Here is a 16,288-nt window from a genome sequence, read left to right as displayed (position 1 = left end):
CCCGGTCGCTCACTCAACGTACTGACGAATGATCCAACCATCTTGCGACAGTCAAACCTTCCTTTCATTACTGTGTGAGACTTGATACTTTTGCTTTGCGCCAGACTCCGGAGAATCCAGCCCGCATCGCGCATCAAGCGCCCACACTTATCGGCTGTTAATTTTTAAAGATCGAGTCCGCATTCACTACCGAACCAGCACCGCACTTCCAGCTACCCGGCACCGCTTCGTTCTGCGTCGCTGCATCAGCAGCAGAGAAACGAGATTATGGAGAGCGACTGGCACGCCGTCAACCCCCTTCGCGCAATATTTTTCAGAAAGTAGAGAAGCGTCGAAACAGGCCGCCTTCACAACACCGGCAAATTAGTTAGTCATCCGACTCAATTGCCTGCTCGCGAGGCAATCGTACTCGCGACAACCAGCCAGTGATAAGTGAGCGCACCTCTGCCGAACCCACCGGGTAACGACCATCCTCGCTATAGATATATATAGCGAGAGCGCCCGACACCCGACCGGAAGAAGACGCCGAAAGAAACGAAAGTCACGCCCCTCTTCGACAGCACTAAAGTTTTTCCCTCCCCAGCCGTCAATCTAGATATCCCGTCACTCCAATAACCGCTGCCCCATGGATAATCCACTCGAGGAAAACGTCGAGGAAAACGCACCTGCCGCGCAGACACCAGCACTGAATCCGGATCACGTCCCGGTGGGCACCGCCCTCGACTGGCCGATCGTCGACACCGACGGCACGCTCCTTTTCGCCGCCGGCAACATCCTGGCCTCCCCGGACGAGCGCAACTTCCTGTTCGCGCACTTCCATCCGCAACGCGGTGACTTACTGGATACGGCCACGCAGCCATTGCCCCAACCCGGTACTCAGGCCGACCCCGCCACGCCGCTGACGCTGAAGGACATGCACCTTGAAATCGGCGCCTTGATCGGCGTGCGCCCGCAACTGGGCAGCGGCGCGCCGATGCATCCGTGCCGCATCATCGGCTTCGCGCCGAATCACGCGCTGTTCGTCACGCCGCCGCTACACGACGGCCGCATGCTCCCGCTGGGCCTCGGCGAAAACATTGAACTCGTCGCGATAGCCAGCCATGCGGTATTTCGTTTCGTCTGTACGGTCGAGGCGATCTGCCGCTCACCGTTCGACTACGTCGTGCTATCGAAGCCTGGCGTGATCCGTCGCCTGCGCGAACGCAAGTCGATCCGCGTTCGCACGCACCTCGCGGTGCGTTTCGGCATCGGCGAAAGCGGACAATCGTATGAAGGGCTCGGGCTAGCGAAAGGCATCAGTGCGCTGGGCATGTCGCTCGCCGCCTCGTGGACCCTGGGCGCTGTCGGCGACCGGTTGCGCCTCGCGTTCCGTCTGAAATCGAAGGATCTCGATACGGAGATCGAAACCACGGCTGTGATCCGCAATGTGCACATAGGCAAGGGGCCGGGCGAGCCGTCGATTCATGGACTCGAACTCGATCAACTCGACGCCACCCAGCAGATGGCGATGAAAGTCTTCGTATTCGATCGCCAGGACGACGTAGTGTATTGGTCGAACGGCTTGAAATAAATCGGCGGGACGTTGAGCAGCACCGCGCGCCTGCTGCTCAACCCATCAATTCATCCGGCGTCAACCGACGCGCGCCCCAGGCATCGGCGAGCGCTTCGCAACGGCCCAGCCGTAATCCCTCACGCTCGAAATCGACGAACACGACTTCATCCACGTCGAGCGGGCGCACGGGCGTGTCGCGCGTGTGGCCATCGGTCAGAATCCATAACCAGCGCTGCTGCGCGGGCTTGCGGCGGGCGCTGTGGGCGAGCAGCTGGCTTGCTCGCCGAACGCCGGCGGCGAGCGGCGTGCCGCCACCGCCGCCCACCGGACTCAGCCACCGCTCGTTCCACCAGCGCGGCACGGCGGGGCCGAATCGCACGTCCGCGCCCACCCCGCCGAAACAAACCAACGCGGCCTCGGCGCGCGCGGCGCTCGCGCGGTCGAACAAGGCGACCAACAGCCCCTTGGCGAGCGCGAGGCGCTGCCCGGTCAGCATGGAACCGGAACAATCGAGCACGAAACAATGCAGCACGCCGCCGCGCGGCGCCTCGTGCATGAAGCGCAGATGCTCGGCCCGCAGCGCGCCGTCACGCATCGCGGCGAGTGTCTGGGGCCACGCGATGCGCTTGCCCGGCGTGCCGCGCGAACGGCTGCGCACACCCGCGCCCGCGCCCGCGCCTTGCCGCCATCGGAAACCGCTGCGCGAGTCAGCGGCGGCGCCCTTCCGATGGCTCAGCGTTTTTTTGCGTTGAGCGGTATGACGCCTTTGACCTGCATGGTCGCGGCCGGCTCGGGCGCGAGGTAGCCCCAATCGCTATCGCCGGCGGCGTCGGCCGGCGGCGCATCGCCTTGCGCAGCCGCAGACGAAGACATGGACGGCCGTTCCAGGCCCCCGCGAGCAGAAGCGTCGCTCTCATGCGCAACACGATCCACTTGCGACTCGCGAGCATGGCGCCGATGAAGCAGCACCGCCTGCGCAACCCGATCGACATGCTCCACCGTCACTGCCGCCGCCTGTTCGAACGCCGCCAACGCACGCGCCGCGCGCAGCATCACGAGATCGGCGCGCAGACCGTCCACGGCGGCGTCGATGCACAGCCTGCTGACATGCGCATGCACCGCGTCGTCGAACGCGAGTTGCGCCAGCATGGCGCGCGCCGCTCCAATCCGCTGCACGTAAGCCGCCTGCTGCTGCGCATAAGCCGCACGAAAACCCTGCGCATCGAGATCGAACGCCAGTCGCGCCTTCACGATCGCCTGACGCACGCGCGGCTCGAAGCAGTTCTGCAACTCGACCATCAAGCCGAAACGGTCGATCAGTTGCGGCCGCAGTTCACCCTCTTCCGGATTCATCGTGCCGATCAGCACGAAGCTCGCGTCGTGGCTATGCGATACGCCATCACGTTCGACGGTATTCACGCCGCTCGCCGCGGCGTCGAGCAAGGCGTCGACGAGCGCGTCGGGCAGCAGATTCACTTCGTCCACATACAGCACGCCGCGGTGCGCTTTGGCGAGCAGTCCGGGCGAGAAGCGCACCGAACCGTCGCGCAGCACCGTTTCGATATCGAGCGTGCCGATCAAACGATCTTCGCTCGCGCCCAGCGGCAGATTCACCAGTTGCCCCTGGGGCAACAACTCAGCCAGCGCCCGCGCCGCAGTCGACTTGGCCGTGCCGCGCGGCCCCGTGATCAGCACGCCGCCCAAGGCCGGATCGATGGCGGCCAGCAACAGCGCCTGCTGCAAGGGCGCCTGGCCGATCAGCGCGGCGAAGGGAAAAACGGGCCGCTCGATTGCCGAGTTCATGTTTGCATTCCTTCAATCTGCTGCTCGCTCGCGAGCAGATGCTGTTCGACCTGCGCGCGATAGTCGCCGGGCGTCTGCCACAACCCGCGCTGCATGGCCTCGATCAGGCGCTCGCAAATCGAATGCAACGCGTGCGGGTTGTGCCGCTGCAAGAACTCGCGAGTGTCGGCGTCGTTCAGATAGGCATCGGTCACGAGCGCATATTGATGATCCGCGATCACGCGCGCGGTCGCATCGTAACCATATAGATAATCGACGGTCGCGGCGATTTCCGCCGCCCCCTTGTAGCCGTGACGCTTCACGCCATCGAGCCATTTCGGATTGACCACGCGCGAGCGGATCACGCGCGCAATTTCCTCATGCAGCGTGCGCACGCGCGGCGCGGCCGGATTGCTGTGATCGGCGTGATACACGCTCGGCTGATCGCCGGCCAGATGCCGCACCGCGGCGACCATGCCGCCCTGGAACTGGTAGTAGTCGTTCGAATCGAGCAGGTCGTGCTCGCGGTTGTCCTGGTTTTGCAGCACCACGTCCATCGCGGCGAGGCGCGTGCCGAAAGCGTGATGCGCCTCTTCGCCCGCGCTCTTTTGCGTATAGGCGTAACCGCCCCACGCCTGATAGGCGTTCGCGAGGTCGGCGTCGGTCTGCCAGTGGCGCGAGTCGATCATGTCCTGCAAACCGGCGCCGTACGCGCCCGGCCGTGCGCTGAACACGCGCCAGCCGGCGCGCCTGCGCGCTTCGGCGGCGTCCATGCCGCGCGCGATGAGCGCATCGCGTTCACGCAGCACGCGCGCGCGAATCGGATTCAGGTCTTCGGGCTCGTCGAGTTCCGCCACCGCCTGCACGGCGGCGTCGAACAAGTGCATGACATTGGCGAAGGCGTCGCGGAAGAAACCGGACACACGCAAGGTGACATCGATACGCGGCCGGTCGAACACCGCGATCGGCATGATTTCGAAATCGGTCACGCGGTGGCTGCCCGGCGCCCACTTCGGCCGCACGCCGAGCAACGCGAGGGCCTGGGCGATATCGTCGCCGCCGGTGCGCATGGTCGCGGTGCCCCACACGGAGAGGCCGATGGCGCGCGGATAATCGCCCTTCTCCTGCATATGCCGTTCGATCAGTTGCTGGGCGGATTTCAAGCCGAGCGACCAGGCCGCTTGCGTGGGAATGGCGCGCGTGTCGACCGAATAAAAGTTGCGGCCGGTAGGCAGCACATCGGGCCGTCCACGCGACGGCGAACCACTCGGCCCCGGTGGCACGAATCGCCCTTCGAGACCACGCTTTAACTGCAGCATTTCCTGCGGACCGCACGCGTCGAGCCGCGGCAGCACGTCCTCACGCAGTCGCTCGACGACGCGCTCCGTTTGCGGCAAGCCGGCAGCAAGCGTCACCGCCGACGCCTCCGGTCGAGCCTCGCACACGCCGCGCAACAGCGACGCCGCCAGCAACTCCAGACGCTCGCGCGTGTCGCCGCAGTGGCGCCACGGCGCATCGCTGACATCGCGCAGCAGATCGGGACGCGGTCCGTCCCATGCCGCCGACCAGTCCACCGACAGCGGATCGAACAGGTGGTCCATATGCAGATCGCGCGCCAGCGCATCGATCAAGCCGGCTTTCGCGCCTTGCCCGTCGCCGACTGGAAAGCGCCCCAACGCCAGCAACGTGTCGCGCCGTTGCACACCGTCAGGCGATTGCCCGAACGTATGCAGGCCATCGCGAATCTGCGCTTCCTTCAACTCGCACAGCCACGCATCGACCCGCGTGAGAAGCACGTCTTCATCGTCCTGCCCGCTCGGCGCCGCGAGACTCAACTCCTCATGCAACCGGTGTTCGACGATGGTCGCCAGAATCGTGCGCCGCAACAGCTTCGAGCGGCGCGGGTCGACCATCAGCGCTTCATAGTATTCGTCGACCTGGCGCTCGAGATCCTGCAACGGCCCATAGCTTTCGGCGCGCGTGAGCGGCGGCATCAGGTGATCGATGATGACGGCCTGCGCGCGGCGTTTCGCCTGGCTGCCCTCGCCCGGATCGTTGACGATGAACGGGTACAAATGCGGCATCGGCCCGAGAATCAGATCGGGCCAGCAGGCGTGGCTCAACGCGACGCTCTTGCCAGGCAGCCATTCGAGATTGCCGTGCTTGCCGACGTGCACGATTGCGTCGATACCGAACTGGTGGCGCAACCAGAAATAGAACGCCAGATAGGCGTGCGGCGGCACGAGGTCGGCGTCGTGATAGCTGGCGTAATCGCCCTGTTCGCGCGAACGCGAGGGTTGAATGCCGACGAACACCTGTCCGCACCGCCAGCCCGCGATCATGAAACGGCCGCGCCTCAGCGTCGGATCCTGATCGGGTGTGCCCCACCGCGCGTTCAATGCGTGCCGCGCCTCAGCGGGCAAGGCGTTGAAGTACCCAAGATAGTCGTCTAGCGCAAGGCTTTGCAGCGCGGGACGCAGATCGCGCACCACCGGATCGTTGGTCACGCCTTCGGTGAGCTTCTTCAACAACGCGTCGCCGTTCGCGGGCAAATCGGCGAGACGATAGCCTTCGTCGCGCAGCATCGACAGAATGCCCACCACCGAGGCCGGCGTATCGAGCCCCACGCCATTGCCGATGCGCCCCTCGCTCATCGGATAATTGGCGAGGATCAGCGCGAGTTTCTTGTCCGCGTTGTCGAGCGAGCGCAGACGGCACCAGCGGCGGCTGAGCTCGGCGAGAAAAGCCACCCGCCCGGCATCCGGTTGATAACGCACCACGTCGACCTGAGTGTGCGGACAACGGTATGCAAGGCCCTTGAAACTGACAGCGCGCGTAATGATGCGGCCGTCCACTTCCGGCAGCGCGATATGCATCGCAATATCGCGCGAATTGAGGCCTTGATTGTCCTTCTGCCAGTCTTCGCGATTGCCGCCGCTGAGAATCACCTGGAACACCGGCGCGTCGCCGGCGAGCGCGAGCGGCTCGGGGTCGTCGATCGCGCTTGCGGCGAAGGCGGTCGTATTCAGCACCAGCGAGACCTTGTGCTCGGCGCACAGCGATTGCACGACTTCGCGGCTCAACGTGTCTTTGAGCGAGGTAATCGCAATCGGCAGCGGATTCAGGCCCTGCGACTCGAGCGCATCGATCAGCGCGTCGAACACGGCCGTATTGGCCGCCTGCAGATGCGCCTTGTAGAACAGAATCGCCGCGACCGGCGCGTTGTGTTGCCAGCGCGCCTGCCAGTCGGCAACCGTCGGCGTGTCCCGCTCGGGATGGTAGAGCGTCGCGGCGGGCAACGCGCGCGGCGGCGCAGGCTCGCGCCCCCAGCCGACGGCGCGGTGCGCGATACAGCGCAGGAACGCTTCGGCATTTTGCGGGCCGCCTTCGCGCAGATAGCGCCACAGTTGATGGCATAGCTCGGCGCTCGCGGTGCTGCGCGCGAGCAGGTTTGGATCTTCCTGCAGATCGCCGGAGAACATTGCGAGCGTCTGCTGCTTGCGCTCGGCGAGCGCCACCACCTGCTCGATGCCATAAGGCCAATAGGCCTCGCCGCCGAGATGATCGACCACCACCGCGCGCGCATGCTGCAAGACGTCTTCGACATAGAAATCGACCGAGGCCGGCTGCCGCAAATACGTGACGTTGGCGAGCCGCACGCTGGGGAAACCCTCGCCCAGCCGCGGAAAGACGCTCGCGAGCAGCGACAGCGTGGTGTCGGCCGAACTGAGCACCACGATATCGGCGGGCTGCTGATCGATACGGATCACGCCCTGCGTATCGTCGACAAAGCCACCCGGCGTGGTGCGCAGCAGATGCATGAGCGCTTACGCCTGTTGCGTTTCGACGGCCGACGGGACGCCGAGCGCCGTGTCGAACGCACGCTGCAACGCGGCCTGATCGAGATCCTCGCCAATCAGCACGAAGCGGCTCGGACCATTTTCGCCCGCTTGCCAGCGCCGATCGAAATAGCTGTCGAAGCGGCGGCCCACGCCCTGAATCACCAGACGCATCGCCGCGCCCGGCAGCGCCGCGAAGCCCTTGACGCGATAAATCGTGTTCGTTTCGACGAGGCCTTGCAGCGCGGCGATCACCGCTTCGCGAGAAGGCGCGTTCGCGTGTACGACCACCGAATCGAATTCGTCGTGATGGTGGTCGGCGTCGCCGGCGGAACCGTGATGATCGTGGCGCAAGTGGATCGTGTCTTCCGAGGCCGCTTCGAGGCCCAGCAGCGTATGCAGATCGAGCTGGCCCTTCTGCGCGCGCACGATCTTCACTTGCGGCGGAATCTCTTCGCGAATCACCGCCTCGACCGCGTTTTGCTGCGCGTCGTCGAGCAGATCCGTTTTGTTCAGGATCACCAGATCGGCGGCGGACAACTGATCTTCGAACAGTTCATGCAGCGGCGACTCGTGATCGAGATTCGGATCGGCTTTGCGCTGTGCATCCACGGCGAGCGGATTGTCGGCGAACTGGCCGCTTGCCGCAGCCGGACCGTCCACCACGGTGACCACGGCATCCACGGTGAAGCTGTTCTTGATCTGCGGCCAGTTGAATGCCTGCACCAGCGGCTTCGGCAATGCGAGGCCCGACGTCTCGATCAGCACGTGATCGATCTGATCGCGGCGTTCGACCAGCCTTTCCATCACCGGAAAAAACTCTTCCTGCACGGTGCAGCACAGGCAGCCGTTTGCGAGCTCATACAGTTGGCCTTCGGTTTCGACGCCGTTTTCATCGCATCCAATGCCGCAACCCTTGAGGATTTCCCCGTCGATGCCGAGTTCGCCGAACTCGTTGACGATGACCGCGATGCGCTTGCCGCCCGCATGCTGAAGAATATGCCGCAGCAGCGTGGTCTTGCCGCTGCCGAGAAAGCCTGTGACGATGGTGACGGGGATCTTGCGCATCTGGGTTTGCATCGTGAGGTCCATCCGTAGGAGTTGCACGTGCCTGCCGGCGTATCCGCGCGTCTGTCCGTATGGTCCTGACAAACCCGACATGGGCCTGGCAAGCCACGGCGAAAATCAAACACGGGGACGAACGACGGATTGCCGCGACAACGGTAAACAGAAAGCGGAATTGAGATCATGAACGCACCGCCGCATCCCCGCGGCGTTCGCCCTTCGTATTCTGGCCGGTATCCGGGCTGGCGATAGCGCCGCTTCCCCTTCCCGGACGAGTGATTTCTCGCCCAGTGGTGATATGCCGACGCGGCCTTGCGCGTGGACATCGAAGCCGGCTTTGCGGCGCTACAGCACTGACCGTAGCGCCACATTTCGCTTACCGTTGCGGGGGCAGCACAGGTTGACCCGATCCATGGCAGGCGGGTGCCCTGTTTCCCGTTTAACTGCATGCGCACGAGCGCGCACACGAGCACCAAAGTGCGAGCGAGTGTAGGCCCGCGGCCCGATGCCGTCAAGGAAACCCAAGCCGCGAGCGCTTATCGGGCGGGGCGCCGTGTGCTATCGTATGCGCGCGTTTGGTGCCCGCACATGCATTCGCGTGTGCAGTTAAACGGGAAACAGGCCGCGCTTTCATGCGCTCAACCTGTGCTGTCCCCGCAACGGTAAGCGACCTGCGGCGCGATGTTGATTCGTCTCGCGCCGCGCATGCGTTTTTTCTATGCCACTGTCCCGCACATGCCAATGAATGCGGACGGGAAGGCAAAGCGCATGAGGCCGCCAGCCCGGATACCGGCCAGACGCGGAGGCGGCGAACCTCAGGCAACATCGCGCCGCCGGCCGCCGGAATCCGCGAGGGACGGATGTGAAGGCGCTGAAGCACGACGTCACGCGTCCGTTCGCGTGCGAGTTCCCCCAAAGGACCGCTGCGAGCCGCGCATGTCGCCGTGCCCGAATCCGTAGCCCGCATGCCCCAAAAATCCGCCATCCGGCGCTCCCGCGCGCTTCGCCCCGATCCGCACGTCACGACATGGCGCTTGCCGTGCACGTCGCGATGAGCCGCGCCTGGTTGATCGGCGCCGGACCCGGCGACGTCGAACTCATGACGCTCAAGGCGACCCGCGCGTTGGCGCAAGCCGATGTGGTGCTGGTCGACGATCTGGTGAATCCCGAGGTGCTGCAGTTCGCGCGCGCCGATGCACGGATCGTCTACGTCGGCAAACGCGGCGGACATCCGTCCACGCCGCAGGCCGGCATCGTCGCACAGTTGCTTGATCATGTGCGGGCCGGGCGCAGCGTCGCGCGCCTGAAAGGCGGCGATCCGTTCGTGTTCGGCCGGGGCGGCGAAGAACAGCAGGCGCTGCATGCCGCCGGCGTCGAGGTCGAAGTCATCAACGGCATTACGGCGGGAATCGCGGCGCCCGCGGCCATCGGCATTCCGGTCACGCATCGCGACTACGCGCAAGGCGTGGTGTTCGTCACCGGGCACGGCGCGGGCAGCGGCGAGCCGGACTGGGCCGCGCTCGCGGCCACGCAGATGACGCTCGTGATCTATATGGGCATGCGGCGGCTCGACGATATCGTCGGCGCGTTGCTCGCGGCGGGCATGAGCGCCGACACGCCATGCGCGGCGATCGAGTCGGCCACCCGTCCCGAGCAACGCCATGCGCTCGCACGGCTGGGCGAGTTCGCCGCTACCGTCTCGCGCGCCGGACTCGGCTCGCCGGCGATCGTGGTGATCGGCGGCGTGGTGTCGCTCGCGTTGATGCGCGCAGCGGCGCAGGCCGATGCCGCGACGCCGGGCGCGCACGGAGCGGCTACGCCATGAAAACGCTGAGCGTCGGCATTGGCTGCCGTTTGCACAGCCCGGCTGAGCAGATCGAAGCGGCGGTGCGCGCCGCGCTCGGCCCGCATGCATTCGACGCAATCCGCACCGTGGCTTCGGTCGATACCAAAGCCGGCGAAACGGGCCTGCGCGAATTCTGCGCACGTCATGCCCTGCCGCTGACATTCTTCAGCCGTGCACAGATCGCGGCGATGCCCGTGACGGAGCCTTCGGCGGCAGTGCGCGGGCACCTCGGCGTGGACGGCGTGTGCGAGCCGTGCGCGCTGCTTGCCGCAACGGCCGGGCTCGGCGACCTCGCCGCTTGCAATGACGTGCCGCGCGCCGCGCTCCTCATGCGCAAAACGGTGCATGCCGGCGTCGCCGTGGCGATCGCCACGACCACCACCGTCGCTGATCACGAACACCCCAACAACGACACTCAGGAACCGAACCTGCCATGAAGACCGATCCCGAATCGCACCAACGCATGACCGAGCGCCGGCGCGAAGGCCACGAGAAGAAACAGGCCAACGCCACCGTCGAGAAAGGCCTGCTGATCGTCAACACCGGCACCGGCAAGGGCAAGACCACCGCCGCGTTCGGCATGGCCGTGCGCGTGCTGGGCCACGGCATGCGCCTCGGCGTCGTGCAATTCATCAAGGGCGCGCTGCACACGTCGGAGCGAGACTTTCTCGGCGCGATCGCCAATTGCGATTTCGTCACAATGGGCGACGGCTACACCTGGAACACGCAGAACCGCGACGCCGACATCGCGACCGCGCGCAAAGGCTGGGATGAAGCGCGCCGCATGATCGAGAGCGGCGAGTATCAGATGGTGATCCTCGACGAACTGAACACGGTGCTCAAGTACGAATACCTGCCGCTCGACGAAGTCCTGTCGGTACTGACCGCGCGCGCGCCGATGGTGCACGTGGTGGTGACCGGCCGTCACGCGCCGGACGCGTTGATCGAAGCAGCCGACCTCGTCACGGAAATGCGCATCGTCAAGCATCCGTATCGCGAGCAGGGCGTGAAAGCGCAGCGCGGCGTGGAGTTCTGAGCGATGACCGGCCCCCACGGCACGGCCGCCGACACGTCTGCCGGGGAGACTTCGCCCGGAGCGTGCCCCGCCCTCTTTATCAGCGCGCCCGCGTCGGGCCAGGGCAAGACCACGATCACCGCGGGTCTGGCGCGCTACCATCGGCGGCTGGGGCGACGCGTACGCGTCTTCAAGACCGGACCCGACTTTCTCGATCCGATGATCCTCGCGCGCGCGAGCGGCGCGCCCGTCCTCTCGCTCGATCTGTGGATGGTGGGCGAAACCGCCTGCCGCAACCTGCTCGCGCAAGCGGCCGCCGAAGCCGATCTGATCCTGATCGAAGGCGTGATGGGCTTGTTCGACGGCACGCCGAGCAGCGCCGATCTCGCCACCACCTTCGGCGTGCCGGTGCTCGCGGTCATTTCGGCGAAGGCGATGGCGCAGACCTTCGGCGCGGTGGCCTTCGGGCTCGCGCAATTCCGGCCGCAGGTGCCGTTTTACGGCGTGCTCGCCAACCGCGTCGGCTCCGCGCGGCACGCGCAGATGCTCGAAGAGGCGTTGCCGCATGGGCTGCGCTGGTGCGGCCACATTGCCGCCAGCGACGAAATCGCGCTGCCCGACCGTCACCTCGGCCTGCACCAGGCGGACGAAATCGACGATCTCGACGCGCGCCTCGATCACGCCGCCGACACGCTCGGCGGCACCCCGCTTGCCGAACTGCCGCCGCCGGTCGAGTTCGGCGCGCCCGCGCCGCAGCCTCTGCCGCGCCTGCTGGAAGGCCGGACGATCGCCATCGCGCGCGACGCCGCATTCTCGTTCATCTATCCGGCCAACGTCGCGCTGCTGGAAGCCCTCGGTGCGCGGATCGAATACTTTTCGCCGCTCGCCGACCAGCCACTGCCCGAACACGCTGATGCGCTGTACCTGCCCGGCGGCTACCCGGAACTGCACGCGGCGGCGCTGGCGGGCAACACGCGCAGCGCCGCCGGCATTCGCGCGCACGCGGGCGCCGGCAAGCCGCTCGTGGCCGAATGCGGCGGCATGCTCTATCTGCTTAACCGGCTCACCGACGCGCACGGCGCCAGCACGCCGATGCTCGGCCTGCTGCCCGGCCACGCGACGATGCAAACGCGTTTCACCGCGCTCGGCATGCAGCAGATCGACAGCCTGCACGGGCCGATGACCGGCCACACGTTTCACTATTCGAAGCTGAACACCCCGCTCATGCCGCTGCGCTCGGCCACCCGGCCGCAAGGCGGCGCGCCCGGCGAAGCCGTCTACCGCGCCGGCTCGATCGTGGCGAGCTACATGCACGCTTACTGGCCCTCCAACCCGGCCTTCGCGGCCGCCCTGTTCCATGGCGCAGCCTTTTAACGATTCCGAGCGCGACGCCGTCTACCGCGCGATTTACGAACGCCGCGACATGCGCCATTTCGTGCGCGATGCGGTCGACCCGGCCGTGCTGCGGCGTCTGCTCGACGCGGCGCATCACGCGCCGAGCGTCGGCTTCATGCAGCCATGGCGGATCGCGCGCATCACCGATTCCACGCTGCGCGCGGCCTTGCATGACACGGTGGAAGCCGAACGCCTCGCCACCGCCGACGCGCTCGGCCAACGCCGCGAAGAATTCATGAAGCTGAAAGTGGAAGGCATGCTGGAATGCGGCGAGCTGCTGGTGATGGCGCTGATGGACGGACGCGAGCGCCATATCTTCGGCCGCCGCACCTTGCCGGAGATGGACCTCGCGTCGGTGGCGTGCGCGATCCAGAACATGTGGCTCGCCGCGCGCGCGGAAGGTCTGGGCATGGGCTGGGTGTCGCTGTTCGACGTCGACGCGGTGCGCCGGCTGCTGCACATGCCCGACGGCGCGCGGCCCGTGGCGATTCTGTGTCTGGGGCACGTCGACCAGTTCTACAGCGAGCCGATGCTGGAAACCGAACGTTGGGCGAGCCGTCTGCCGCTCGCCGACTGCGTCTTCGAAAACCGCTGGCCGGAGGACCGCAACGCGCCGCAATGACGCGGGCGCGTTACGGTTGCAGCGGCTTCACCGAGGTCACCACCGGCACGCCGCCCGTTTTGTCGGTACGCAGTTTCACACGCCAGTCGGGCGGCGCATCGAACGGAAACCTGGCCAGCGCGCTTTTGACGAGCGCGGGCATGGCATGCAGCGGATCCGCGTCGCGATCGCTGCTCGACGCGCTGACTTTATACACTTCCTGTCCGCTCGCGCGCTCGAAGAAACGCAGCGTCAGCGCGTGCCGGTAAGCCCGGCCGCTGAACAGCGAGAACGGGGCGTCGCGCGCGCGCCCGCAGTCGCCCGGCGTGCAGCCTTTTTCACCGACACCGATCGCCGCCGGCCGCGTGTCGTAAGCCACCGAGAGCAGATAACGGGCCGACGGCCCCGCCGTTTCGACCAGGCCCTGCCTGGCCAACTCGTCCGTGAGCAAGCTTTCGAAGCGCGGATGATCCGCGCTGGCCTCTTGCGACGGCATGCGCGAAATCGCGTAGGTCCGTTCGCCTTGCAGCACGGCGGCGGCGTTCGCGGTGGCGGCGGTATGCACGTCGGCGCTCAGGCCCGCGCAACCGGAGAGACTCGCCGCAGCCAGCGCGGCACCGATCAGGATTGCTTTCACCATCTTCTCGCTTCGCTAAGGTGCGCTAAGGCGCGCTAAGGTGCTATTCATGGATCAAGTCCGCGGCGTGAGGGCGGCGCCGGATTGCGCCTCTTCGAGCACCGGCAGGCGGATCGTGAACGCCGTGCCCTGCCCGGGTTCGCTCGCCACCTCGACATCGCCGCCGTGGCGCGTGACAACCGTCTTGACGAAAGCCATGCCGAGCCCGGCACCGCCCACGTCGGGCCGCTCGGCTTCGTGAAAGCGCCGGAAGCGCTCGAACAGGCCCGCCTGCTGCTCCTTCGGAATGCCGTAACCCTGATCGCGAATCGTGCACGACACGCGCCGCGCCGCGCCCGGCACGGCCTTGGGCGTCGCGCTCGCGACGCTGCACACGATCTGCGTATCCGGCGGACTGTACTTGACCGCGTTGTTCAGAATGTTGACGAGCGCGCGCGTCATCAGCGAACGGTCGGCGCAGATCCAGTGGCCGCCGTCGTCGGCGGCATCGCTCGCGGCGGTCTCCGTGTGCAACGCGATGCGCTTCGCGTGGGCCTGCGGCCAGACCTCGTCGCTGGCGTCGATCAGCAGTTCTGTCAGGCTCACCGGTTCCAGCACATACGTTTGCGATTCGGCGCGCGCCAGTTGCACGAAGTCGTCGGCAAGCGTGAGCGCGCGCTGCGCGTAGCGCTCGATACGCTCCAGCAAGCCGCGCGCGAGCACCGGCTCGCGGCGGGCGCGCTCGATCTCCACCAGCGCCAGAATCGACGCCTGCGGCGAACGCATGTCGTGCGACAGGAGCCGCAGCGCGTCTTCGCGCTGACGCTCGGCCGCGTGCAAGGCCGACACGTCGACGAGACCCGCGATCCAGCCGGTGGTCTCGCCCTGCTCGTTGGTGCAGTTCGCGTAGCGCAGCAGATGGTCGCGCTCGCGGGCGTCGCGCACTTCGACGCCATGCGCCATCAGCGCGGCGAATTCGTGGCGCGCCGGATCGAGCGGCGCCGGCCAGTGCGCGCGCGCGAGCAGATTGTTTTCGGCATCCGACGCCGCGTCGCCGTCGATCGTCTTCACGAGCGTCAGGCCGCCCAGCACGTCCCGCATCGGACGGCCTTCGGGCAGCGGCGCGCCCAGACGCGCGAAATGCGCCTTGGCGGCATGATTCGCGATCAGCACGACGCCGCGCACGTCGCTCACGAGAATCGGCTCCGGCATGCTGTCGAGGCTGTCCCACACGAAACGCTTCATGTCCTGCACGCGCTGCGCGGCCTGCGCCATCAGCGCCATGTGCTGCTCCAGCACGTCGCCGCCGAATTCGCGGCGGCGCTGCGGCGTTTCCGGCAGCAGATGGGGTTCGTCGGCGAGGCGTTGCAGTTCTTCGCGCAGATAGGCCATCGTCATTTCAAGGCGCCGCCAGTTCCAGATCGGATAGACGGCCACCACGCCGACGATCGCCGGCACCGGCGACAGCCACAGCCGCGCGCCGTACAGCAAGACCGCACTGCCGGCGGACGCGAGCACGCACAGCGCGCCGGTCAGCAGCAACGAACGGCGCGGCGACAGCACCAGAAAACCGGCCAGCAGCGCGGCAAGCGGCACGAGCGACACCGCGAACAGCGCCCAGCGCGCGGCGGGCTCGATCTCGCGGCCCGTCAGCAGCGTGTCGAGCACGTTCGCATGGATATACACGCCGGGCAGCGGCCCGAGTTCGCCGGACACGGGCGTCGCAAAGCGGTCGTACAAGCCGGACGCGGTCACGCCGATCAGCACGATGCGGCCGCGCAACTGCTCCGGCGTCACGTCGCCGGCGAGTACGCGGGCGAAACTCAGCGTCGGATAGTGCTGCGCGTTCGGACCGAACGGGATCAGGAAACGGTCTTCGCCGCCGTCGTGGCCGGACGCGGCCACGGCCGAAGCGCGGGCGGGCCGGCGGCCATCCCGATGCAGCGCGCCATGTTCGACCGCCTCGGCGACCGGCACCATCAATTGCGGCCAGCGGGAGTCGGCGTCGCCCTCGTATTGCGCGACGCTGCGCACGATGCCGTCGCTGTCGACTTCGAGATTGATATGGCCGAGCCCCGCCGCCGCATGCGCGAGCGGCCCCGCCGGCTCGACCACGGTGCGGCGCCCGGCGCTATCGGGCGCGCTCAGCAGCACCGGCAGATAGGTCGGACTCAGCGCGATGGCGCGGGCGAGCTCGGCGTCTTGCGGATTGGGCTCGGTGAACAGGACGTCGTAGATCACTGCGGCGGGCTTCGCGCTTGCGATCTGTTCGAGCAGCTTTGCGTGGACGCTGCGCGGCCACGGCCAGCGGCCCAGTTGCGCGATGCTCGCGTTGTCGATTTCGAGCACCACGATATCGCGCAGCAAAGGCTGGGTGTGCAGGCTCAGAAAGCGGTCGTAGACCAGATGATCGACGCTCGCGCTCAGGCGGCCAAGCGAACTGAGCAGAATCACCACGATGCCCAGACAGCCGATGCCCGCCCATTCGATCAGGAAGCGGCGGCCGGCGCGCCGTCCGAGACGGGCGCGTGGATCGAGGCTCAGGCGCGTAGAGGTGGTCGGCAAAGCGTTGCCTGG

At 66.5% G+C, this 16,288-nt stretch carries 12 protein-coding genes and 2 riboswitches; of the genes, 6 read left to right on the top strand and 6 right to left on the bottom strand.

Going from position 1 to position 16,288, the window contains the following annotated elements; all coding sequences use genetic code 11:
* The first annotated feature begins 625 nt into the window (after nucleotides 1-625).
* Entirely contained in the window at nucleotides 626-1,570 is a 945-nt protein-coding gene (locus CJU94_RS21310; protein ID WP_095420704.1) for a flagellar brake protein, read from the top strand.
* Between the two features lie 37 nt (nucleotides 1,571-1,607).
* Here CJU94_RS21310 and CJU94_RS21305 read toward each other — a convergent pair whose 3' ends face one another.
* From CJU94_RS21305 to cobW, 4 genes are all read right to left on the bottom strand, one after another.
* The gene (locus CJU94_RS21305) at nucleotides 1,608-2,147 is read right to left on the bottom strand and encodes a vWA domain-containing protein (RefSeq protein WP_095422724.1); all 540 of its coding nucleotides are present in this window, start codon (nucleotides 2,145-2,147) and stop codon (nucleotides 1,608-1,610) included.
* A 137-nt stretch (nucleotides 2,148-2,284) separates the two neighbouring features.
* On the bottom strand, nucleotides 2,285-3,355 hold the full coding sequence (locus CJU94_RS21300) for a magnesium chelatase ATPase subunit I (RefSeq protein ID WP_095420703.1): 1,071 nt from the start codon (nucleotides 3,353-3,355) through the stop codon (nucleotides 2,285-2,287).
* Entirely contained in the window at nucleotides 3,352-7,155 is a 3,804-nt protein-coding gene (gene cobN / locus CJU94_RS21295) for a cobaltochelatase subunit CobN (RefSeq protein ID WP_095420702.1), read from the bottom strand. The genes CJU94_RS21300 and cobN overlap by 4 nt, the downstream gene beginning before the upstream one ends.
* A 6-nt stretch (nucleotides 7,156-7,161) precedes the next feature.
* The gene (gene cobW / locus CJU94_RS21290) at nucleotides 7,162-8,253 is read right to left on the bottom strand and encodes a cobalamin biosynthesis protein CobW (RefSeq protein WP_279636652.1); all 1,092 of its coding nucleotides are present in this window, start codon (nucleotides 8,251-8,253) and stop codon (nucleotides 7,162-7,164) included.
* Nucleotides 8,254-8,449: 196 nt separating this feature from the next.
* Nucleotides 8,450-8,730, bottom strand: a riboswitch (cobalamin riboswitch).
* 67 nt (nucleotides 8,731-8,797) lie between these two features.
* Nucleotides 8,798-9,050, top strand: a riboswitch (cobalamin riboswitch).
* A 239-nt stretch (nucleotides 9,051-9,289) separates the two neighbouring features.
* Between cobW and cobA the strand changes: the two genes are divergently transcribed.
* The 5 genes from cobA to bluB are packed head-to-tail and all read left to right on the top strand — an operon-like array spanning nucleotide 9,290 to nucleotide 13,116.
* Nucleotides 9,290-10,063 carry a uroporphyrinogen-III C-methyltransferase gene (gene cobA / locus CJU94_RS21285; RefSeq protein ID WP_208645416.1) on the top strand — a complete coding sequence of 258 codons (774 nt, stop codon included), beginning with the start codon at nucleotides 9,290-9,292 and terminating at the stop codon, nucleotides 10,061-10,063.
* On the top strand, nucleotides 10,060-10,521 hold the full coding sequence (locus tag CJU94_RS21280; protein ID WP_095420700.1) for a cobalamin biosynthesis protein: 462 nt from the start codon (nucleotides 10,060-10,062) through the stop codon (nucleotides 10,519-10,521). Before cobA ends, CJU94_RS21280 begins: the two co-directional genes overlap by 4 nt.
* Nucleotides 10,518-11,120: a cob(I)yrinic acid a,c-diamide adenosyltransferase gene (cobO, locus tag CJU94_RS21275; protein WP_095420699.1), complete on the top strand. Its 603-nt coding sequence runs from the start codon at nucleotides 10,518-10,520 to the stop codon at nucleotides 11,118-11,120. The genes CJU94_RS21280 and cobO overlap by 4 nt, the downstream gene beginning before the upstream one ends.
* Nucleotides 11,121-11,123: 3 nt before the next feature.
* The gene (locus CJU94_RS21270; RefSeq protein WP_095420698.1) at nucleotides 11,124-12,473 is read left to right on the top strand and encodes a cobyrinic acid a,c-diamide synthase CobB; all 1,350 of its coding nucleotides are present in this window, start codon (nucleotides 11,124-11,126) and stop codon (nucleotides 12,471-12,473) included.
* A complete protein-coding gene (gene bluB, locus CJU94_RS21265) occupies nucleotides 12,457-13,116 on the top strand; it encodes a 5,6-dimethylbenzimidazole synthase (protein WP_095420697.1) in 660 nt (219 codons plus the stop codon). The genes CJU94_RS21270 and bluB overlap by 17 nt, the downstream gene beginning before the upstream one ends.
* 10 nt (nucleotides 13,117-13,126) lie before the next feature.
* On the opposite strand, the gene CJU94_RS21260 is transcribed toward bluB, so the two are convergent.
* Both CJU94_RS21260 and CJU94_RS21255 read right to left on the bottom strand, forming a co-directional pair.
* Nucleotides 13,127-13,735: a DUF4136 domain-containing protein gene (locus CJU94_RS21260; RefSeq protein WP_095420696.1), complete on the bottom strand. Its 609-nt coding sequence runs from the start codon at nucleotides 13,733-13,735 to the stop codon at nucleotides 13,127-13,129.
* A gap of 51 nt (nucleotides 13,736-13,786) precedes the next feature.
* Nucleotides 13,787-16,276 carry a CHASE2 domain-containing protein gene (locus CJU94_RS21255; protein WP_095420695.1) on the bottom strand — a complete coding sequence of 830 codons (2,490 nt, stop codon included), beginning with the start codon at nucleotides 16,274-16,276 and terminating at the stop codon, nucleotides 13,787-13,789.
* Between the last annotated feature and the right edge of the window lie 12 nt (nucleotides 16,277-16,288).

The organism is Paraburkholderia aromaticivorans, assembly GCF_002278075.1.
Taxonomy (GTDB): domain Bacteria; phylum Pseudomonadota; class Gammaproteobacteria; order Burkholderiales; family Burkholderiaceae; genus Paraburkholderia; species Paraburkholderia aromaticivorans.
Note: the sequence above shows the minus strand (reverse complement) of the source record. Positions and strands in the feature narration are given on the sequence as shown.